The organism is Saccharothrix luteola, assembly GCF_020859565.1.
GTDB lineage: Bacteria > Actinomycetota > Actinomycetes > Mycobacteriales > Pseudonocardiaceae > Actinosynnema > Actinosynnema luteola.
Genome location: NZ_JAJHUO010000004.1, coordinates 265779 through 285710, shown reverse-complemented (window position 1 = coordinate 285710; position 19932 = coordinate 265779). Strand labels below are relative to the sequence as shown.

The window sequence follows — 19932 nt, the reverse complement described above, 5'->3', positions numbered from 1 at the left end:
CCGATCCTGCGGATGCTGGTGGACCGGCACTACGCGACCGACGAGGAGGACCCGGAGTCGGTCCGGGCGATGCCGGTGGTGCTGCGGATCGAGCGGTCCGCGCCGCCGTCCCGGACGGACGTGCTGGAGGCCGCCGCGGCCGCCGCCATCGCGGTGTGCCTGGACGACCGCGCGCTGCCGGGCGGCGAGTGGCACGACGAGCTGGTGGCGTGGGTGCGCGGTCGGATCCGGAAGGTGACGCGGCGGGCACGGGGCGCGCACTGGGAGGCCGTGCAGTCGTTGCCGGGCGTGACGATCACGGTCGGCGGCGCCTCGGTGCGGGCGTTCGTGCCGGGGCGGGTGGTCGACCTGCCCAAGGAGCTGAGCCGGTTGCAGATCTCGGGCAGCGAGCTGCCGTCCGACGAGCCCGGCCCGATCCCGCCCGGCGCTCACGAGCTCTGGCTGAACCCGCGGGTCGGGATGACGGCGGGCAAGGCCGCGGCCCAGGTGGGGCACGCGTCGATGCTGCTCGCGCCGCACCTGTCCGACGCCGAGCTCAAGGAGTGGGCGGAGCTGGACTACCGGTGTGCCGTGCGGACGCCGTCGGCGGCGGACTGGGACGCGCTGGTGGCCCGGCCGGACGTCGTGCTGGTGCGCGACGCCGGGTACACCGAGGTCGCGCCCGGCACGGCGACGGTGGCCGTGCACCGACGTTTCGGCTGACCGATTTGCGGTAACCATCCCCGGCGTGGGCCTGTTGGACGTGCTGGACGCCAAGCTCGGTGACGGGCTGGAGAGCTTGCTGTGCGCGCACCACGCGAGACGGTTGCGCAAACTGGGGTGGGGTTCGGCCTTCGGCTCGGAGGCCGGCTGGTGGACGCCGCGACGGCCGGTGCGGACCGGCAACCGGGTCGAGGTGCTGGTGGACGGGCACGAGGTGCTGCCCGCCATCGCGTCGGCGATCTCGTCGGCACGCCGGTCGGTGCACCTGGCCGGGTGGTGCGCGAGCCCGGACTTCCGGCTGACCCGTGAACCGGGCTCGCCGACGTTGCGCGAGCTGCTGGCGTCGGCCGCGTCCCGGGTGCCGGTGCGCGTGCTGCTGTGGGCGGGGCCGCCGGTGCCGATGTTCGAGCCGACCCGCAAGCGCGTGCTGGCGGCGCAGCGCGAGTTCACGCGCGACAGCGCGGTCCGGTGCGAGATCGACGCGCGGGAGCGGACGCTGCACTGCCACCACGAGAAGATCGTCGTGGTGGACGACGAGGTGGCGTTCGTCGGGGGCATGGACCTGACCGCGGTGGAGGGCGACCGCCACGACACCGCCGAGCACCCGCCCCGTGAACCGCTGGGCTGGCACGACATCGGGACGCGCCTGCACGGGCCGATCGTCGCGGACGTGGCCGACCACTTCCGCAGTCGTTGGCAGGAGATCGCCGGCGAGCAGCTGCCCGCGGCGACGCCGCCCGCGCCCGCCGGCCCGTCCTCGGCCCAGCTCGTGCGGACGATCCCGGAGCGCACCTACGACTTCGCGGCCCGCGGCGAGTTCAGCCTGCTCGACTCCTACCTCCGCGCCCTGCGCGCGGCGAGGAGCCTGATCTACCTCGAGAACCAGTTCCTCTGGTCACCCGAGATCACCGAGGTCCTGATCGACAAGCTCCGCAACCCGCCCCACCCGGACTTCCGCACGGTCCTCGTGCTGCCGCGCAAGCCGAGCAACGGCGCCGACACCACCCGCGGCCAGCTGGGACGTCTGCTGGACGCCGACGACGGCAACCACCGCCTGGTCGCCGCCACCCTGTCCTCGCACGACGGCGCGACGTCCTCGTCGGTCTACGTGCACGCCAAACTGGCCATCGTGGACGACCGCTGGCTGAGCATCGGCTCGGCCAACCTGAACGAGCACTCCCTGTTCAACGACACCGAGGTCAACGTCGTCACCGACGACCCCGATGTCGCGCGCGACACCCGGCTGCGCCTCTGGTCCGAACACCTGCAACGCCCGCTGTCCGACGTCACCGGCCCCGCCCACGACGTCGTCGACCGCCTCTGGCGCCCCACCCTGACCGCCCCGGGCAAGCACCGCCTGACCGCCCTCCCGGGCGTCTCCCGCCGCGCCGGCCGCCTCCAAGGTCCCCTCCGCGGCCTGCTCGTCGACGGCTGACCCCGCGAGAGTCCTACCTCCACGTCGCGTGAGTCCTACGTTCGCGTCCCGCGTGTCCTACGTTCAGGACCCGCGTGTCCTACGTTCAGGACCCCCGAGTTCAACGCTCAGAACACGCGACCTGCGGAAACGGCGTCAGTTGTTCGCCGCGTCGAGCCGCTTGAGCGCCGCCCGCACGACCTCCGGGTCGTACGTCGTCCAGAACGGCGGCAGCGAGGCGCGCAGGAACCCGCCGTAACGGGCCGTCGCCAGGCGCGGGTCGAGGATCGCCACCACGCCCTTGTCGTTCATCGAACGCAGCAGCCGCCCGGCCCCCTGCGCCAGCAACAGCGCCGCGTGAGTAGCCGCCACGGTGAGGAAACCGTTGCCGCCGCGCGACTCCACCGCCTTCTGCCGCGCCGACGCCAACGGGTCGTCCGGCCGCGGGAACGGGATGCGGTCCATCACCACCAGCGACAGCGCCGGCCCCGGCACGTCCACGCCCTGCCACAACGACAACGTGCCGAACAGGCACGTCTGCGCGTCCTCGGCGAACCGCTTCACCAACTGCCCCGTGGCGTCGTCACCCTGGCACAGCACGGGGTAGTCCACCTTGTCCCGCAACGCCTCCGCCGCCGCCTTCGCCGCACGCATCGACGAGAACAGCCCCAACGTGCGCCCGCCCGCCGCGTTGACCAGACCCTCGATCTCGTCCACATAGGACGGTGGCAGCCCGTCGCGCCCCGGCGGGGGCAGGTGCCGCGCCACGTACAGGATCCCGGCGCTCCCGTGCGAGAACGGCGAGCCGACGTCCAGCCCGCTCCACCGCGGCGCGCTCAGGTCCGACGGCGGCTCCTTGTCCGTCGCCGTCCCCTCGGCCTTCCGCACCCCCGACGCCGCCGGCAGCCCCCACTGCCGCGCCAACGTGTCGAACGTGCCGCCCAACGTCAACGTCGCCGAGGTCAGGACCGTGGTCCGCTTCCCGAACAGCCGCTCCCGCAGCAACCCGCCCACGCCCAACGGCGCGACCCGCAACGACGGCGGCTTGTTGCGGTCGGCGAAATCACCGGACACCCAGACCACGTCGTGGTCGGAGTCGAACGCCTCCAGGATCCGCGTGGCGCAGTCGTGCACGTCGTCCAGCAGCGACATCGCCAACTTGCGCGACGTGGCGCCGTCCACGTCCTCCTTGCGCTCCGGCCCCAACGACGTGATGCACGCGTGCGCCGCGTCCTTGGTCGCCCGCAACGCACCGGCCAACGCCTGCGGCAGGCTGTCCAGCCGACCGGCCGGCACCTCCTCCAGGATCATCGCCAGGCCGTCGCTCGCCTCGGCCATCCGGTCGGCCACGGTCTGGTCGATCAGCCGCCCGCAGCGCCGCGCGGCCGTGGCGACCAGGGACGCGCTCAGCTCCTCCGTCGCCACCGACGTGACGCGGTCGACCAGGTCGTGCGCCTCGTCGATCACCACGACGTCGTGGTCGGGCAGGACCTGGTAGCCCTCCAGCGCGTCCACGGCGAGCATCGCGTGGTTGGTCACCACGACGTCCGCCTTGCCCGCCTCGGCCCGGGCCTTCTCGGCGAAGCAGTCCACGCCGATCGGGCACTTGTTCACGCCGAGGCACTCGCGCGCGGTCACCGAGACCTGTCGCCACGCCTGGTCCGTGACGCCCGGCACGAGCTCGTCCCGGTCACCGGTCTCGGTCTCGGACGACCACTCGTGCAGGCGCTTGATCTCCCGGCCCATCTTGGACACCGCGAACGGGTCGAACAGGCCCGCGTCCTCCGGCTCGTCCGGTGCTCCCGTGTGCAGGCGGTGCATGCACAGGTAGTTGCGCCGACCCTTGAGGATCGCGAACCTCGGCTCGCGCCCCAGCTCCTTGCGCAACGCCTTGGCGAGCCGGGGCAGGTCGCGGTCCACGAGCTGGCGTTGCAGCGCGATGGTGGCGGTGGAGATGACGACCGTCGTCTCCTCGGCCACCGCGTGCCGCAGCGCGGGCACCAGGTAGGCCAGCGACTTGCCCGTGCCGGTGCCCGCCTGGACGGCCAGGTGCTCGCCGGTCCGGATCGACCGCTCGACGGCCTCCGCCATGTCGACCTGGCCCTGGCGTTCGGCGCCGCCCACCGCCTCCACGGCAACGGCGAGCAACGTCCTGGTGTCGGGGATCGCGGTGGTGGCGGGCACGGCGAAGACCGTACCCGCCCACCCCGTCACCGCGGGCCGGACACCCCAACGCGTCCCGAGCGTTGAACTCGGGTGTTCCGAACGTAGGACACGCGTGTTCCGAACGTAGGACACGCGTGTTCCGGACGTAGGACTCGCGCGTCCTGGACGTAGGACTCGCGCGGTTACTTGCGGTTGACCAGGGCCCAGGTCGCGGGCAGGAGACCGGCGGCCAGGGCGATCTTCAGCGCGTCGCCCAGCAGGAACGGCGTCACGCCCAGCTGCAACGCCTTGCCGAAGCCGACGCCCGCCGCGGCCATCAGCCACGGCACGCCGCACGCGTAGATCGCCAGGTTGCCCACCGCCATCGTGCCGACGGTCCGCAACGGCGTCCGGTCACCGCCGCGGGCGGCGAGGTGGCCGACCAGCGCGCCGGCGAACACGAACCCGACCACGTACCCGAGCGACGCGGGCGTGCCCGACGATCCGCCCTGGAACCACGGCACACCGGCCACGCCGGCGATCAGGTACAGGACCATCGACGCGCCACCGCGCTGCCACCCGAGCGCCGCGCCCACCAGCAGGGCGGCGAACGTCTGGCCGGTCAGCGGCACGGGGCTGCCCGGCACCGGCAGCGCGACCTGGGCGGCCAGGCCGGTCAACCCGGCGCCCGCGACGACCAGGGCGATGTCACGCGCGAGAGCGCCCGGGACCAGGTCGGCGAGCACCGCGCGACGGCCGGGAACGGCGAGGACGGACACTTGGGACCTCCCAGAGGATCGACTCACCGGGAGGTTAACCGGCGATCACTCGTTCGGTCTTTGTCGAAGCTCTACAAAGTTGGCCATCTCACGCGGGACGAGCCGACGTGCCAGTGGTGTGCGGCCGTCCCGCCGACGCGCTCACCGTCGGGCCGAGCTGCCTGAGGCCTTCCCTCGATCGAGGGATCGCCCGATTAGGGCTGCTTGGTGGTCATCGGGTGTGCATACGGCGAACCTCACCCCCGGAACGAGTGAAAACGCGAAGTGCTTTCGGGCTGTTCGCCCACGTTCAGTGGCGGTGATTGGGCGGTTCGAGTGGCGGTTGTCCCTCTTTACGGTCAGCAACCCTCAATGCGGCGGGAGGAACGCCGATAGGGGCATTTGCCCGACCGGACGTTTCGTGAAAGGGGTCCCATGCGTGTGCCAGTGACGCGTCACGCCGCGGCTGCCGGGCTCGCCGCCGCGGCGCTGGTCGTCGGAGCCACACCGGCCTCGGCGGCGCCCGGGGACGCCTCGGCCGACGGCGCGAGGGTCGACCTGTCGCTGCCGGGCCGTGCCGCGGTGTCCGCCGGCCCCTTCGCCGCCGCCGACGCGAACGGCCCCACCACCGCCACGTTCGCGGGCGTGGACCTGCCGAACACCCTGAAGACCGGTGTGATCAGCGCGTCCACGTCGCGCGACGACAAGACCGGCGGCGTCGGCTCCCGGGCGAGCACCGCCGACGTCCGGCTCGACCTGCTCCCGACCGCGACCGGCGGCGTGTCCGCCGAACTGGTCGGAGCCGAGTGCGCGGCCACCCAGAAGGGCGTGGTGGGCAGGACCGACCTCGTCGGTCTGGACCTCGGCGGGCTCGGTGAGGTCGACGCGCGACCCGCGCCCGACACCACGATCGACGTCGGCCTCCCCGGCGCGGAGGTGGTGTTCAACGAGCAGGTGCGCAACGCCGACGGCAGCCTCACCGTCAACGCCGTCCACGTGACCCTGGGCGGCGGCGCGCCGGGCACCGGTGACCTGGTGCTCTCGTCCGTCACCTGCGGTCCGGCCGGTCTGCCGATCCCGATGGCGTCCGGCGCCGGACTGTGCGTCGGGCTCGGCCTGCTCGCCCTGTTCGGCGTGCCCGTGGGCGCCGCGGCGTTGCGCCGCCGACACGAACCCGCGCCCGTCCGCACCGCTGTGAAGGGAGCAAGGTGAAGGAAGTCGTGCTGCTCGCGGGCACCCGATCCGAAGCGGTGAAGGTCGCGCCGGTGGCGCTGGCGCTCGCCGACCACCCGGTGCTCCGGCCCGTGATCATCCACAGTGGACAGCGCAACGGCGTGGTCGAGCAGGTGCTGAGCTCGTTCGGCCTGCTCGTGGACGTCGACCTGGACGTGCCGCGGGCCACCGGCGGCCGGGACGAACTGCCGGCCCGCCTGGTCGCGGAGTTCGACCGCATGCTGCGCGGTCGCGACCCGGCCGTCGTCCTCGTGCCGGGCGACACCACCACCGCGCTGGCCGGCGCGCTCGCCGCGTTCTGGCGCGGCATCCCGGTCGCGCACCTCGAAGCCGGCCCGGGCACCGCCGGGCCGTTCCCCGAGGAGGGCGCCCGGCGGATGATCGCCCGGATCGCCACCCTGCACCTCGCGCCGACCGACGACGACGCCGCCGCGCTCGTCCGAGAGGGCCTGGCGGACCGCCGGATCGTGGTCACCGGCAACACCGTTGTCGACGCCGTGCAGCGAATCGCCGCCGCCGACCTGCCCGCCCGCGACGCCGACCTCGCGGTGCTCGAAACCGTGCTCGACGAGCGCTCCGAACGCCTGGTGCTGGTCACGGTGCACCGGCGCGAGTCGTGGGGCAAGCCGTTGACGCGGGTGCTGCACGCCGTGCGGGCGATCGCCGACCGGCACCCCGACGTGCGCGTGCTGCTGCCCGTGCACTCGGACCCGCGGGTGCGTGCGGCGGCACGGGCCCTGCTCGGCGGGCACGAGCGGATCGTGGTGACCGGGCCGTTGGACTACTCGGACCTCGTGCGCGCGCTGCGCCGGTCCGCGCTCGTGCTCACCGACTCCGGCGGCATCCAGGAGGAGGCGCCCACGTTCGGCGTGCCGGTGCTGGTGCTGCGGGACACGACCGAGCGGGTGTCCGCGGTGGAGGCGGGCGGGGCGTGGCTGGTCGGCACCGACCCGATCCGGATCATCGCCGAGGCGGGCTGGGTGCTCGGCGCGCGGCTGCGGCTGCCGCGGGGGCGCAACCCGTTCGGCGACGGCCGCGCGGCGATCCGGGTGCGCGGCGCGTTGGAGCGGCTCGTCGGTCTGCCGAGTGATTTCGCCGGCGCGTCGCTGCCGGTGCGCATTCCGTGCTGACCGCGTTCTGTCACTCGAACAGGTATCGGTTTTCCTCTAGCGGGTGATGTACGCGCGAGATCATCGGGTCGTGTCCGCCGGAGTTCGATAGTCCTCACGACCGCGAATAGCAGGAGGGCGACACGATGAAGCAGAACGGAGCGCGCCGGGTGGGCGCCGTGACCGCGGCGCTGGTGCTCGGCCTGGTCACCGCCGCGCCACCGGCGTCGGCGGCCAACCCGGCGGGGGTGGCGTCCGTCGGCTCCGCCGAGTTCACCAAGGCGGGCACTCGGGTCACCGTCGCGCCGCTGGCGCCGTGCGCGGTCGACGGCACGACGTCGAACAAGTCCGAGGCGGTGAGCCGCACGGGCGTCCGGTTCGGCGCGGGCACGTCGTCGTGCACCACCGCGGTCGCCGACCCGGACAACGGCACGACCACGTCCACGTCCGAGGCGGTCGGCGCGGAGTTCGAGCTGTCGGCGCTGATGTCGGCGGGCGGGCCGAGGCTGCGGGTGGCCAGGTGGAAGGTCACCTGCGTGGGCACCGTGTCCGGCACCAGCGCGGGGTGGGCCGCGGACGGCCTGCAGGGCTTCGCGGGGCTGCCCGAGCAGATCCCGACGAACTACGTGCACGAGGTGAAGTCGGGCGACGGCACGGTGCTGGCCACGGCGACGTTCGGCGAGACGGCCAACCCGGACCCGAACGACGGCAGCATCGCGATGACCATGCTGCACCTGCGCTTCACCGAGGCGTCCACCGTGACCGGCGACGTGGTCCTCGGCGCGACCGCCTGCTCACCGACCCCTTGACCTCGCGCGTGTCGAACGCTCGGGCCCCGCGTGTCGAACGCTCAGGACCCCCGAGTTCAACGCTCAGGACCGCGACCGGCGGCCGTGAACGCGGAACTCACCCGACCTGAGCGTTCGACACGCCCGACCTGAGTGTTCGACACGCGGGACCTGAGCGTTCGACACGCCCGACCTGAGTGTTCGACACGCGGGACCTGAGCGTTCGACACGCGGGGTGGTCAGCCGACGCGAGGGGTGCCGGACAGCGTCACGCCGGCGTCGCCCAGCCGCGTCAACGCGCTGTCCACCGTCGCCTGCGAGACGCCCGCCGTCAGGTCCAGCAGCACGGTCGTCGCGAACCCGGCGTTCGCCGCGTCCACCGCCGTCGCACGTACGCAGTGGTCGGTCGCCACCCCCACCACGTCCACCTGCTCCACCCCACGCGCACGCAGCCAGTCCACCAACTGCTCACCCGAGCGCGACGAGCCCTCGAACCCCGAGTACGCCGCCGCGTACGCGCCCTTGGAGAACACCTCCTCCACCGGCGTCACGTCGAACTCCGGGTGGAACGCCGCACCGGCCGTCCCCGCCACGCAGTGCACCGGCCACGAGTCGACGAAGTCCGGCGTCTCGCTGAAGTGCGCCCCCGGGTCGATGTGGTAGTCGCGCGTCGCCACCACGTGGTCGTACGACGACGAGGCGACGTGCGCCGAGACCGCCGCCGCCACCGCCGCGCCACCGGGCACCGCCAGCGAGCCGCCCTCGCAGAAGTCGACCTGCACGTCCACCACGATCAGCGCCTTGCTCATCTTCCGCCCCCTACAGGAACGTCGTCGGGATCGCGGGCTCGCCGCGGGACAGCTTCAGACCTTCCCACGGCACGGTCACGAGGGCAGCACGCAGCCGTTCCCGGCTCTCCGCCAACGTGTCCAGGCCGTCCACCCGTCGGCCGGCGCGGACCAGCGGCACGGCGAGCAGCCGGTCGTGCGCGCCCGCCGACGGCTCGGAGTCGTGCGGGAACACGACCTCCTCCAACGCCGTCCCGGTCTCCTTGTGCCGCCGCAGCGCGCTCTTGCGCCCACCGCGCGACTCCTTGTGCGAGCTGCGCTTGGCCACCGGCCGCCCATCCACCTCGACCAGCTTGTAGACCATGCCCGCGGTCGGTGCGCCGGACCCCGTGACCAGCGACGTGCCCACGCCGTACGCGTCCACCGGCTCCGCGCGCAGCATCGCGATCGAGTACTCGTCCAGGTCGCCCGACACCACGATCCGGGTGTTCCGCGCGCCCAGCGAGTCCAGCTGGTCACGCGCCTGCCGCGCCAGCACGCCCAGGTCGCCGGAGTCGATCCGCACCGCGCCCAGCGCCGGCCCCGCCACCTCCACGGCGGTCTTGATGCCGTTGGTGATGTCGTAGGTGTCCACCAGGAGCGTCGTGTCCACGCCCAGCGCCTCGACCTGCGACCGGAACGCCGCCTCCTCGCTGTCGTGCAGGAGGGTGAACGCGTGCGCGCACGTGCCGGCGGTCGGGATGCCGTGCCGCCGTGCCGCCTCCAGGTTCGACGTCGCGGTGAACCCGGCCAGGTACGCGGCGCGGGCCGCCGCCACGGCCGCCTCCTCGTGCGTGCGGCGCGACCCCATCTCGATCATGCGCCGACCGTTGGCCGCGCCCACCATCCGCGCCGCCGCCGAGGCGATGGCGCTGTCGTGGTTCAGGATCGACAGCGCCAGGGTCTCCAGCACCACCCCGACGCCGAACGGCGCCCGCACGGACAGGATCGGCGAGCCCGGGAAGTACAGCTCGCCCTCCGGGTAGCCGTCCACGTCCCCGGTGAACGAGTAGTCCGCCAGCCACGACAGGGTGGCCTCGTCGACCACGTTCGTGCGTTCCAGCAGCTCAAGGTCACTTTCGGTGAAGGTGAAGTCGGTGATCGCGTCCAGCAGCCTCCCGGTGCCCGCGACCACCCCGTACCGCCTGCCCTCCGGCAACCGCCGGGCGAAGACCTCGAAGACGCACGGCCGGTCCGCGGTGCCGTCGCGCAGCGCCGCGGCGAGCATCGTCAACTCGTAGTGGTCGGTGAACAGCGACGTCGACATGCGGGGAAGCCTAAGCCGTGGGCCAGGGTGCCCCTGAGGGCTCCACCGCGGACCGGAACATGACACCATTGGCGGTATGACCACGCCCGTCGAGCATGAGCGGACGCAGGTTGACCCGGCCGGCGAGGAGGTCCGCACCGAGGACCGCCCGTGGCAGACCCTGGTCTGGAACGACCCGGTGAACCTGATGTCCTACGTGACGTACGTGTTCCAGAAGCTGTTCGGCTACAGCCGCGACCACGCGACCAAGCTGATGCTGGACGTGCACCACAAGGGCAGGGCGATCGTGTCGTCGGGGAGCAAGGACAAGGTGGAGGCCGACGTGGCCAAGCTGCACGCGGCCGGGCTCTGGGCGACCATGCAGCGTTCGTCGTGAAGAAGTGGACACGCACCGGCGACCAGGTGCTCGGCCGGTTCGACCGGCAGGAAGCAGCCGTGGTGCGCGGCCTGGTGAGCCAGATCCAGGACATGCTGATGGCACGCGCCGAGGAGGCGCCGCAGGACGAGCTGGCGGAGCTGACCGGCATCCGCACCGGCCCGTCCACGCCGCCGGACGACCCGATCCTGGGGCGGCTGCTGCCCGACTTCCACCGGCTCGACCCCGACGCGCCCGACCCGGCCGAGGTCGACTCGGCCAACGCGCTGCGGTCGCTGCACGAGCCCGAGCTGCTGGACCTGAAGACCGGTGTCGCGGCGGTGGTGCTGCAGACGTGCCCGCCCGACGGCGGTGAGGTGCGGCTGGCGCTGGAGCAGGCCGAGGCGTGGCTGTCGGCGTTGAACGACGTGCGGCTGGCGCTGGGGACGGCGTTGGACGTGCAGGAGGACATGCCGGACGAGCTGCCGCCGGACGACCCGCGGTCGCCGCACCTGGGCGTGTACCACTGGTTGACGTGGGTGCAGGAGACGTTGATCGAAGCGGTCATGGCCTGATGCTGGCCGGCCGTGCGGCGGGCGTGGCGGTGCTGCTGACGCCCGCGGGCGCGGTGGCCGGGGTGGACGTCCGGGGCGCGCCGGTCGGCACGCGCGAGCTGGACCTGCTCGACCCGTCGACGTTGGTGCGGCGGGTGCACGCCGTGGTGCTGGGCGGGCCTTCGGCCGTGGACGGTGTCGTGCGGTGGCTGGCGGAGCGCGGCCACGGCTTCCCGGTGGGCACGCGCCCGTTCGAGGTGGTGCCGATCGTGCCCGCCGCGGAGGCCTTGGACCTGCCTCCGGCCGACGGCTACTCGGTGTGCGCCTCCGCCGTGCCGCTGGACGTGCCCGCCCTGGCCCTGATCGGCTCGACCGCCGCGGGGCTCGTCGTGGTGGACGCCGACCTGGACCCGGCGGAATGCCGACGGGTCGCGATGTCCGCCCACGACGCCTTCGCCCGCACCGGCGTGACCGTGCCCGCCACCGTCTTCGCCGTCGCCACGGGCCGTCCGACCGCCACCCCCCTGAACGACCTCTGCACCACCGCCACCACCGCCCTCCACCACGCCGTCCTTGAACCCCCGCGCGTGTCGAACCTTCAGGTCCCGCGTGTCGAACGCTGAGGTACCCCGAATTCAACGCTCAGGACGGCGCCAGGTGACCCGAACGTAGAACTCGGGGGTCCTGAGTGTTCGACACGCCCGGCCTGAAGGTTCGACACGCGGGACCTGAGTGTTCGACACGCCGGGTGGGTATCCGGTCGGCATGGCGGCTGTGCAGAGGGCGTTCAGGTGGGTGCGGACCAGTCCGGCGGTGGACAAGGCGGCCGGGGCGTTGGCCGAGGCGGTGCCGGCGACGCTGCGCAGGCGTGAGGTGACGGACCTGCTGCGGGCACGGGCGCTCGGCCGGCCCGTGCACCCGGCGGTCGTCGCGCTGCCCATCGGGCTGTACGCGGCGTCGGCGGCGTTGGACCTCATGCCGGGCAGCGGCAAGGCGGCCCGAGCCGTGATCGGCGCCGGGTTGGCGATAGCGCCCGCGGCCCTGGCCACCGAACTGGCCGAGTACGGCACGTTGGACGAGAAGCAGCGGCGCACGGCGTTCGTGCAGCTGACGGCCAACGCGGTGGCGAACGTGTGCTACCTCACGTCCTTCCGCCTCCGCGGCCACGGCTTCGGCGTCGTGGCCAGGGCCGTCTCGGCACTCGGTCTCGCGGCCCTCGGCGCGGGCGGCCTCCTCGGCGTCCGGACGGCCGATCCCGCTGCGCCCGGAGGCGTGCGCGAACCGGTGTAGTGCGGGTTCTCACACGGCGGGACACCTTCCCCCACCACGTAGGATGGAGGGGTGCTGGTGATTCGCCGTGACCTCGTGGACGCGATGGTGGCCCATGCCCGTCGCGACCACCCGGACGAGGCATGCGGGATCATCGCGGGCCCGGAGGGCTCCGACCGCCCGGAGCGGTTCATCGCGATGGACAACGCCGAGCGCTCGCCGACGTTCTACCGCTTCGACTCGATGGAGCAGCTGCGCGTCCACCGCGAGATGAGCGCCAACGACGAGGAAACGATCGTCGTCTACCACTCGCACACCGCCACGGAGGCGTACCCGTCCCGCACGGACATCTCTTACGCGAGCGAGCCCCAGGCGCACTACGTGCTCATCTCCACCCGTGACCCGGAGCAGCACGAGCTGCGCTCCTACCGGATCGTGGACGGCGTGGTGACCGAAGAGCCGGTCGAGGTCGTGGAGTCGTACATGTTCGCCCACACCGGCGCCGACGACACGCCCGACTGTCCCTGAGCCCCTCCAGGTGCGCGCGCGCACCACACGTGGCACCACCTCACCAAACCCGGCTCCTCGGAGGTACCAGCATGGCCGTCACCGTCTCCATCCCCACGATCCTGCGCACCCACACCGGTGGGCAGAAGTCCGTCGAGGCCGCGGGCGCGACGCTCGCGGAGGTCATCGACGACCTGGAGACCAACCACGGTGGCCTGAAGCAGCGCCTGGTCAAGGAAGGCGCGCTCCACCGGTTCGTCAACGTCTACGTCAACGACGAGGACGTGCGGTTCGCGGGCGGCCTCGGCGCCGCGGTCAAGGACGGCGACACCGTGACGATCCTCCCGGCCGTCGCGGGCGGCTGACCCACCCCGGAAGGACGCACCCCGGAAGGACCCACTGCGGAGGAAGATCGTGGCCCGGTACGAGTCACTGCTCGACACCGTCGGCGGCACGCCCCTGGTGGGGCTGCCCCGGCTGTCGCCGTCGAAGGACGTGCGGCTGTGGGCGAAGCTGGAGGACCGCAACCCGACCGGCTCGATCAAGGACCGCCCGGTCCTGATGATGATCGAGGAGGCCGAGCGGAGCGGGGTGCTCACGCCGGGCTGCACGATCCTCGAACCGACGTCGGGCAACACCGGCATCGCCCTCGCCATGGCAGCCAAGCTCAAGGGCTACGGCCTGGTGTGCGTCATGCCGGAGAACACGTCCACCGAGCGCAAGCAGCTGCTCCAGGCCTACGGCGCGAGGATCGTGTTCTCGCCGGCGGCGGGCGGCTCGAACCAGGCCGTGGCGCTGGCGAAGGAGCTCTCCGCGCAGAACCCGGACTGGGTGATGCTCTACCAGTACGGCAACCCGTCGAACCCCGGCGCGCACTACCACGGCACCGGGCCGGAGCTGCTCAAGGACCTGCCGACGATCACGCACTTCGTCGCGGGCCTCGGCACCACCGGCACGCTGGTCGGCGTCGGCCGGTACCTGCGCGAGCACAAGCCGGACGTGCAGATCATCGCGGCCGAGCCGCGGTACGGCGAGCTGGTCTACGGCCTGCGCAACCTCGACGAGGGCTTCGTGCCCGAGCTGTACGACGCCGAGGTGCTGACCGGTCGCTACTCGGTCGGCTCGTACGACGCGCTGCGCCGCACCCGGCAGCTGCTCGAGGTGGAGGGCATCTTCGCGGGCATCTCCACCGGTGCGATCCTGCACGCGGCGCTGGCCGCGGCGGAGAAGGCCGCGGCGCGCGGCGAGTCGGCGGACGTGGCGTTCGTCGTCGCGGACGCGGGGTGGAAGTACCTGTCCACCGGCGCGTACGCGGGCACGTTGGACGAAGCCGCGGAACGGCTCGACGGTCACCTCTGGGCCTGAGGCCAGGCATGCGAAAGGGGTCCCGCACAGGGTGCGGGACCCCTTTCGCGCGTCAGGCGACCGTGCAGGCGGCCCCGTTGAGCGTGAACGAGGTCGGCTCGCCGGTGTTGCCGGTGTGGGTGGCCTGGAACCCGATTCCGGTCGACGCGCCGGGGTTGAGCGTCCCGTTGTACGAGGCGTTGCGCGCCGTCACCGCCCCGCTGGTGGGCGAGTACGTCGCGCTCCACCCGCTGGTGATGGTCTGCCCGGACGGCAGGGTGAACGCGAGTTGCCACCCGTTCACCGGGCTGGTGCCGGTGTTGGTGATGGAGATGCTCGCGGTCAGGCCGGTGTTCCACGAGCTGACCGCGTAGGTCACCCGGCACGCGCCCGTCGGGTCGGGCACGGTCGTGGTGGTCGAGTTGGTCAGGTCGGTGGTCGTCGGGCCGGTCTGGTCCAGTCCGAAGAACTGGATGGCGCGCAACGCCATGCCGGAGACCAGGACGTTGTGCGAACCGCCCTGGATGGAGATCGCCTCGACCTTGTCGCCGTAGCGGGTGCGCGTCCAGCTCGACTGCGGGTAGTCGGTCGAGGTCGGCGTCGTGGACAGGCCGTGGACGTTGGTCCACTGCTCGATCTCTTCGGTGAAGTTCGGATAGCGCAGCGTGTCGTCGTTCGTGCCGTGCCACAGCTGCATCCGCGGCCGAGCCCCGCTGTAGCCGGGGTAGGCGCCGCGCACCAGGTTGCCCCACTCCTGCGGGGTCTTGTTCACCTGGCCGTTGGCGCAGGCGCTGTTCCAGCCCGAACCGTCGGTGGTGGCGAAGCAACTGGCCGGCACGCCCGCGAACGCGGCGCCCGCGGCGAACACGTCCGGGTAGTTGGCCAGCATGACGTTCGTGGTCATCGCGCCGGACGAGACGCCGGTGACGAACACGCGGCTCGTGTCGCCGTTGTAGCGCTGGAGGACGTACCGGACCATCGACATCAGGCCGACCGGGTCGCTGCCGCCGTCCCGCCGCAGCGCCTGCTGGCTCGACACGTCGAAGCACTGCCCGCTGCGGGTCGCCGACGGGTAGATCACGATGAAGCCGTACTGGTCGGCCAGCCGGGCGAAGTCCGTGCCCGAGTGGAACGCCGGGCCGGTGCCCGTGCAGTAGTGCACGGCCAGCAGCACGCCCGGCCGGGCCTGGGTGCGGTCCGGCACGTACAGGTGCATGCGCAGGTTGCTGGGGTTCGTGCCGAAGCCGGTGACCTCGGTCAGCGTGGCGGCCGAGGCCTGCGGTGCGGCGACGGAGGCCAGCACGAACGCCGCCGCGACGGCCAGGGAACCCAGGATCGCGCCGAGGACCTTCACGGAGCCACCACCCGTCCGGTGTTGTCGATGCGGCCGGGGCAGAGGTTCTTGGCCGCCAACCCCTGGACGATGCGCGGCACGGCGTTGACCGTGTTCTGGTAGCTCGCGTGCATGAGCACGATCCCGCCGGCGTTCGCGCTGGTCGCGGCGCGCACGATGGCGTCGGTGGACGCGCCGTTCCAGTCCTGCGTGTCGACCGACCAGATGACCTGGGTCAGGCCGAGCTTGCGCGCCTCGGTCTGCACGGTCGCGTTCGTCGCGCCGTACGGCGGGCGGAACAGCGTCGGCGTCCGGCCGGTGGCGTTGCGGATCGCGTTCTGGGTGTCGCCGAGCTCCTTGGCCACGGCGGCGGCGCTCAGGTTCGTCAGGTACGGGTGCGACCACGAGTGGTTGCCGACCCACATGCCCGCCTGCACCGTCTCACGCGCCAGTTGCGGCTGTTGCTGCACGCGTGAGCCGAGGTCGAAGAACGTGGCCCGCGCGCCCGCCGAGCGCAGCGCGCTCAACAGGGGGCGGGTGAACTGCGCGTTCGGGCCGTCGTCGTAGGTCAGCGCGACGTACCCGTTGCAGGCGAGCGCGACCGCCCCGGCTTTCGGGGCGGGCGCGGCGCCCGCGGCGTTCGCGGACAGCAGTGGCGAGACCACCAGCAGCACCACGGCCAGAAGGGTTCTCAAGACCATTCCCTCCTCCTTGAGGATCACGGCGTGAGTTGTCGTCACTATGTGTCGCCGAGTGGTCGCGGACAATGAGTTTCGTGAATGTTGCGAGTCTCAAATGGCGTGTTGAGCTGCGGCAACGCGCGGTGCGCCCGTTTGGTCGCGCCGGTTGCGCCCGAAAACTTTCGGTCAGGCCGGTCGGAGCGGGGTCCTAATCTTTCGGGGGACCGCCCGAAGTAATAGCAAAACAGGCTCGACGGTCTGGTGGTGGCCATCCGCGTGAAATTGCCGCGTTACCGAATCCGCTTCGGAAAGCCGCAGGCCCGTGCAGGCTCCCGACCTCGGTTGATGCATTCGAGTGAACCTGTGCGGCGGTCGAATTCAATGGTCGGCACCCACCGTGTTTCCGCATTTTTGCCGTCGTCGGTCCTGCTATCGTTCGGCCCATGCAATTGACGGTGCTCGGGTGTGCGGGCAGCGCGCCGGGACCCGATCTGCCGACCTCCGGGTACCTGGTGGAGGCGGGCGGCGTGCGGATCGTGATGGAGCTCGGCAGCGGGGTGTTCGGCCCGCTCACGCGGCTCTGCGACCCGTTCGACCTCGACGCCGTGCTGCTGTCGCACCTGCACCTCGACCACTGCGCCGACTTCGGCTCGCTCGCCGTGCACCGGCGCGAGCACCCGGAGCCGCCCTACGACGTCACCGAACGCCGGTTGCCGGTGTTCGCGCCGTCGCACGCGCCGTCCCGACTGGCCAACGCGCACGCCGCCGACCGGGCCTCGCTGGCGACGACGGACCTGACCGAGACGTTCGACTTCGTCCCGCTCGCGCCCGGCCGGTACGCCATCGGCCCGGTGGACGTCGAGGTGGCCGCCATGCGCCACATCTGCGAGGCCTACGGGTTCCGCATCTCCTACGGCGGCGTGTCGCTGGTGTTCTCCGGCGACACGGTGCCGTGCCCGGAGCTGGTGCGGCTGGCCGCGGGCGCCGACCTGCTGCTGGCCGACTCGGCGTGGCGCGAGCAGGCGGGCCGCGCCAACTACCTGCACATGAGCGGGCAGGAGGCGGGCGAGGTGGCCAAGGCCGCCGGCGTCGGCCGCCTGGTGCTGACCCACGTCCTGCCGTGGTCGGACCACGACGGCGTCCTGAGCGATGCGGCGGAGGCGTTCCCGGGCCCGGTCACGCTGGCCGCGCCGGGCGCCACCTACGCGCTCTAGCCCGCGAACGCGGTCGACGGCAGGCCCTCGCCGACGCCCGGCAGCACCAGGACCGAACCGGCCAGCTCGCTCGACGCGTCACCGCTCAACCCGACGCGCGCGGTCGTCACGTACAGGTCGGTGAAGTCCGCGCCGCCGAAGGAGCACGCCGTCGGCTGGCCGACCGGCAGCTCGACCTCCCGGTCCAGCGCGCCGTCCGGCGTGTACCGGTGCACCGCCGCGCCGCCCCACAGCGCGACCCAGATCGCGCCGGACGCGTCCACGGTGAGGCCGTCGGGCAGCCCGCGCGCCACCTCGACGAGCGGGCGGCGGTTGGTCGCCTCACCGGTGCCGCGGTCGTAGTCGAGGACGTCGATCCGCCGTTCCGCCGAGTCGATGTAGTACATGCGCGTGGCGTCGGGGCTCCAGCCGATGCCGTTGCTGACGCTCACCTTGTCCAGCACGACCTTCGCGTCGCCGCTCGGCTCCACGCGGGCCAGCCAGCCGCCGGGGGCCTCGTCGTACCGCATCGTGCCCGCCCACAGCCTGCCCGCCGGGTCGATCGCGGCGTCGTTGCCGCGCACGCCGTCGCGCGCCCAGTAGACGAGCCAGGTCTTGACGCCGTCCCGGTCGATCAGGGCCACGCCGTCGCGCAGGTTCAGCACCAGGCCGCCGCGGGTCCGGGGCTTGGCCGCGCCCACGTGCTGCGGCACTTCGAGGACGGCGTCGTCGTCGCGCGAGGGGTCGTACCGGTGCACCTCGCTGCGGAGGACGTCCACCCAGAGCAGCGTTCCGCTGGCGTGGTCCCACGTGGGGGCCTCACCCAGTTCCGCTTCGGCCCGCACCGCCACTTCGATCGACACCGGCACAGCCTACGGTCACGCCCCGGTCGCACAGGGGCGAAGACGGAGAAGTCACGTTGAACGGAAGTCACCGCTGGATCACCACATCCGCGCGTAGCCTGGTGACGTGGACCCCACCGGCCCCTTCACGCCGCCGACGCCCGACCCGGTGGTCGCCGCGCCCAGGCAGGCCAAGCAGCCCAAGCCGTTGGCCAAGCGCGTCGTGCCGCCGAGGCCCGTGCTGTCGGCCGTGGTCGTGCTCGGCTTCGTCGGCCTGCTCTACGTCGTCGAGGCGATCGACACCGTGCTCGGCGGCCGGCTCGACAACGACGGCGTGATCCCGCGCGACTTCAGCCAGTGGGACAACATCTTGTGGTTCCCGCTGCTGCACGGCGACTGGACCCACCTGACCGGCAACGCGGTGCCGCTGCTCGTGCTGTCGTACCTCGCGACCTCCGCCGGGATCAAGCAGTTCCTCCAGGTCACCGCGGTCATCTGGCTCACCAGCGGCCTCGGGGTGTGGATCTTCGGCTCCACTGGCAGCCACATCGGCGCGTCGGGCCTCGTCTTCGGCTTCCTGGTGTTCCTGCTGGTGCGCGGCATCTTCGCGCGCAGCCCATTGCAGATCGTGCTGGCCGTGGTCGTCTTCGCGGTCTACGGCGCGGCGCTGTGGGGCGTGCTTCCGGGCCAGCCGGGCATCTCCTGGGAGGGGCACCTGTTCGGCGCGCTCGGCGGCGTCCTCGCCGCGTGGGGCGTCGCCCAGGATGCCAGGAAGGGCGCCCGGACTACGCTCGACGTGTGACCGTCACCGCCGATTCGCCCATCGCGATCTTCGACTCCGGCGTCGGCGGGCTGACCGTCGCACGGGCGATCATGGACCAGTTGCCGGGTGAGCGGATCCGCTACGTCGGCGACACGGTCAACTGCCCGTACGGCCCGCTGCCGATCGCCGAAGCGCGCAAGTACGCCCTCGAAGTGATGGACCGGCAGGTCGCCGACGGCGCGAAGCTGCTGGTCATCGCCTGCAACACGGCGTCAGCGGCCTGTCTGCGCGACGCGCGCGAGCGTTACGACATCCCGGTGATCGAGGTCGTGCTGCCCGCCGTGCGCCGGGCGGCGGCCACCACCCGCACGGGGCGGGTCGGCGTCATCGGCACGGCGGGCACGGTCGCGTCCGGCGCGTACCAGGACGCGTTCGCCGCCGCACGGGACATCGAGGTCACGGCGGTCGCGTGCCCCAGGTTCGTGGACTTCGTGGAACGCGGCACCACCTCCGGCCGCCAGGTGCTCGGCCTGGCGCAGGCCTACCTGGAACCGTTGCAGCGGGCCGAGGTCGACACGCTCGTCCTCGGCTGCACGCACTACCCGCTGCTGACCGGCGTGTTGCAGATCGTGATGGGTGACGGCGTGACGCTCGTCTCCAGCGCCGAGGAGACCGTGAAGGACGTCGTGCGGGTGCTCACGGAGCGCGACCTGTTCCGCGCCGGCGACCCCGATCAGCGGTTCAGCTGCACCGGTCCGGTCGAGCCGTTCGCCCGGCTGGCGCGCCGATTCCTGCCCGGGTTGGAAAGAGCGACCTTCCAAGCCCACGGCTGACCTGGCACGCTCCACG

General features: G+C 72.3%; 22 protein-coding genes. 15 read left to right on the top strand and 7 right to left on the bottom strand.

Going from position 1 to position 19932, the window contains the following annotated elements:
• The first annotated feature begins 12 nt into the window (after positions 1-12).
• Positions 13-702, top strand: coding sequence for a peptidyl-tRNA hydrolase (locus LNK82_RS06800; RefSeq protein WP_230566171.1), 690 nt, complete (start codon positions 13-15; stop codon positions 700-702).
• A gap of 25 nt (positions 703-727) precedes the next feature.
• Positions 728-2137, top strand: a complete 1410-nt coding sequence (locus LNK82_RS06795; RefSeq protein WP_230566067.1) for a phospholipase D-like domain-containing protein — start codon at positions 728-730, stop codon at positions 2135-2137.
• Positions 2138-2272: 135 nt separating this feature from the next.
• On the opposite strand, the gene LNK82_RS06790 is transcribed toward LNK82_RS06795, so the two are convergent.
• Both LNK82_RS06790 and LNK82_RS06785 read right to left on the bottom strand, forming a co-directional pair.
• Positions 2273-4300: an ATP-dependent DNA helicase gene (locus LNK82_RS06790; RefSeq protein ID WP_230566066.1), complete on the bottom strand. Its 2028-nt coding sequence runs from the start codon at positions 4298-4300 to the stop codon at positions 2273-2275.
• A 164-nt stretch (positions 4301-4464) separates the two neighbouring features.
• Entirely contained in the window at positions 4465-5040 is a 576-nt protein-coding gene (locus LNK82_RS06785) for a biotin transporter BioY (RefSeq protein WP_230566065.1), read from the bottom strand.
• 414 nt (positions 5041-5454) lie between these two features.
• Here LNK82_RS06785 and LNK82_RS06780 point away from each other — a divergent pair, with 414 nt between their 5' ends.
• From LNK82_RS06780 to LNK82_RS06770, 3 genes are all read left to right on the top strand, one after another.
• Positions 5455-6231 carry a choice-of-anchor protein CoaP gene (locus LNK82_RS06780; protein ID WP_230566064.1) on the top strand — a complete coding sequence of 259 codons (777 nt, stop codon included), beginning with the start codon at positions 5455-5457 and terminating at the stop codon, positions 6229-6231.
• Entirely contained in the window at positions 6228-7382 is a 1155-nt protein-coding gene (gene wecB / locus LNK82_RS06775; protein ID WP_230566063.1) for a non-hydrolyzing UDP-N-acetylglucosamine 2-epimerase, read from the top strand. Before LNK82_RS06780 ends, wecB begins: the two co-directional genes overlap by 4 nt.
• A 125-nt stretch (positions 7383-7507) precedes the next feature.
• Entirely contained in the window at positions 7508-8170 is a 663-nt protein-coding gene (locus tag LNK82_RS06770) for a hypothetical protein (RefSeq protein ID WP_230566062.1), read from the top strand.
• A 218-nt stretch (positions 8171-8388) separates the two neighbouring features.
• On the opposite strand, the gene LNK82_RS06765 is transcribed toward LNK82_RS06770, so the two are convergent.
• Together LNK82_RS06765 and LNK82_RS06760 are read right to left on the bottom strand one after the other, a co-directional pair.
• Positions 8389-8958: an isochorismatase family protein gene (locus LNK82_RS06765; RefSeq protein WP_230566061.1), complete on the bottom strand. Its 570-nt coding sequence runs from the start codon at positions 8956-8958 to the stop codon at positions 8389-8391.
• Between the two features lie 10 nt (positions 8959-8968).
• A complete protein-coding gene (locus tag LNK82_RS06760; protein WP_230566060.1) occupies positions 8969-10243 on the bottom strand; it encodes a nicotinate phosphoribosyltransferase in 1275 nt (424 codons plus the stop codon).
• Positions 10244-10319: 76 nt separating this feature from the next.
• On the opposite strand from LNK82_RS06760, the gene clpS reads away from it, so the two are divergent.
• From clpS to LNK82_RS06725, 7 genes are all read left to right on the top strand, one after another.
• The gene (clpS, locus tag LNK82_RS06755) at positions 10320-10619 is read left to right on the top strand and encodes an ATP-dependent Clp protease adapter ClpS (RefSeq protein ID WP_033438448.1); all 300 of its coding nucleotides are present in this window, start codon (positions 10320-10322) and stop codon (positions 10617-10619) included.
• Entirely contained in the window at positions 10616-11173 is a 558-nt protein-coding gene (locus LNK82_RS06750; RefSeq protein ID WP_230566059.1) for a DUF2017 domain-containing protein, read from the top strand. The genes clpS and LNK82_RS06750 overlap by 4 nt, the downstream gene beginning before the upstream one ends.
• The gene (locus tag LNK82_RS06745) at positions 11173-11775 is read left to right on the top strand and encodes a peptidase S58, DmpA (protein ID WP_230566058.1); all 603 of its coding nucleotides are present in this window, start codon (positions 11173-11175) and stop codon (positions 11773-11775) included. The genes LNK82_RS06750 and LNK82_RS06745 overlap by 1 nt, the downstream gene beginning before the upstream one ends.
• A gap of 142 nt (positions 11776-11917) precedes the next feature.
• Positions 11918-12442, top strand: a complete 525-nt coding sequence (locus tag LNK82_RS06740; RefSeq protein WP_230566057.1) for a DUF2231 domain-containing protein — start codon at positions 11918-11920, stop codon at positions 12440-12442.
• Positions 12443-12493: 51 nt separating this feature from the next.
• Positions 12494-12949: a M67 family metallopeptidase gene (locus LNK82_RS06735; RefSeq protein WP_073889135.1), complete on the top strand. Its 456-nt coding sequence runs from the start codon at positions 12494-12496 to the stop codon at positions 12947-12949.
• A gap of 71 nt (positions 12950-13020) precedes the next feature.
• Positions 13021-13293, top strand: coding sequence for a MoaD/ThiS family protein (locus LNK82_RS06730; RefSeq protein WP_230566056.1), 273 nt, complete (start codon positions 13021-13023; stop codon positions 13291-13293).
• Positions 13294-13342: 49 nt separating this feature from the next.
• A complete protein-coding gene (locus tag LNK82_RS06725) occupies positions 13343-14293 on the top strand; it encodes a PLP-dependent cysteine synthase family protein (protein ID WP_230566055.1) in 951 nt (316 codons plus the stop codon).
• Positions 14294-14345: 52 nt separating this feature from the next.
• On the opposite strand, the gene LNK82_RS06720 is transcribed toward LNK82_RS06725, so the two are convergent.
• Together LNK82_RS06720 and LNK82_RS06715 are read right to left on the bottom strand one after the other, a co-directional pair.
• Positions 14346-15626, bottom strand: a complete 1281-nt coding sequence (locus tag LNK82_RS06720; RefSeq protein WP_230566054.1) for an extracellular catalytic domain type 1 short-chain-length polyhydroxyalkanoate depolymerase — start codon at positions 15624-15626, stop codon at positions 14346-14348.
• Entirely contained in the window at positions 15623-16306 is a 684-nt protein-coding gene (locus tag LNK82_RS06715; protein ID WP_230566053.1) for a polysaccharide deacetylase family protein, read from the bottom strand. The genes LNK82_RS06720 and LNK82_RS06715 overlap by 4 nt, the downstream gene beginning before the upstream one ends.
• Before the next feature lie 422 nt (positions 16307-16728).
• Between LNK82_RS06715 and LNK82_RS06710 the strand changes: the two genes are divergently transcribed.
• On the top strand, positions 16729-17499 hold the full coding sequence (locus LNK82_RS06710; RefSeq protein ID WP_230566052.1) for an MBL fold metallo-hydrolase: 771 nt from the start codon (positions 16729-16731) through the stop codon (positions 17497-17499).
• Here the strand turns inward: LNK82_RS06710 and LNK82_RS06705 are convergent.
• A complete protein-coding gene (locus LNK82_RS06705; protein ID WP_308257171.1) occupies positions 17496-18341 on the bottom strand; it encodes an SMP-30/gluconolactonase/LRE family protein in 846 nt (281 codons plus the stop codon). The two genes, LNK82_RS06710 and LNK82_RS06705, sit on opposite strands and share 4 nt — an antisense overlap.
• Before the next feature lie 106 nt (positions 18342-18447).
• Between LNK82_RS06705 and LNK82_RS06700 the strand changes: the two genes are divergently transcribed.
• Together LNK82_RS06700 and murI are read left to right on the top strand one after the other, a co-directional pair.
• Positions 18448-19122 carry a rhomboid family intramembrane serine protease gene (locus LNK82_RS06700; RefSeq protein WP_372470425.1) on the top strand — a complete coding sequence of 225 codons (675 nt, stop codon included), beginning with the start codon at positions 18448-18450 and terminating at the stop codon, positions 19120-19122.
• Positions 19119-19916, top strand: coding sequence for a glutamate racemase (gene murI, locus LNK82_RS06695; RefSeq protein WP_230566050.1), 798 nt, complete (start codon positions 19119-19121; stop codon positions 19914-19916). The genes LNK82_RS06700 and murI overlap by 4 nt, the downstream gene beginning before the upstream one ends.
• Positions 19917-19932 lie beyond the last annotated feature (16 nt).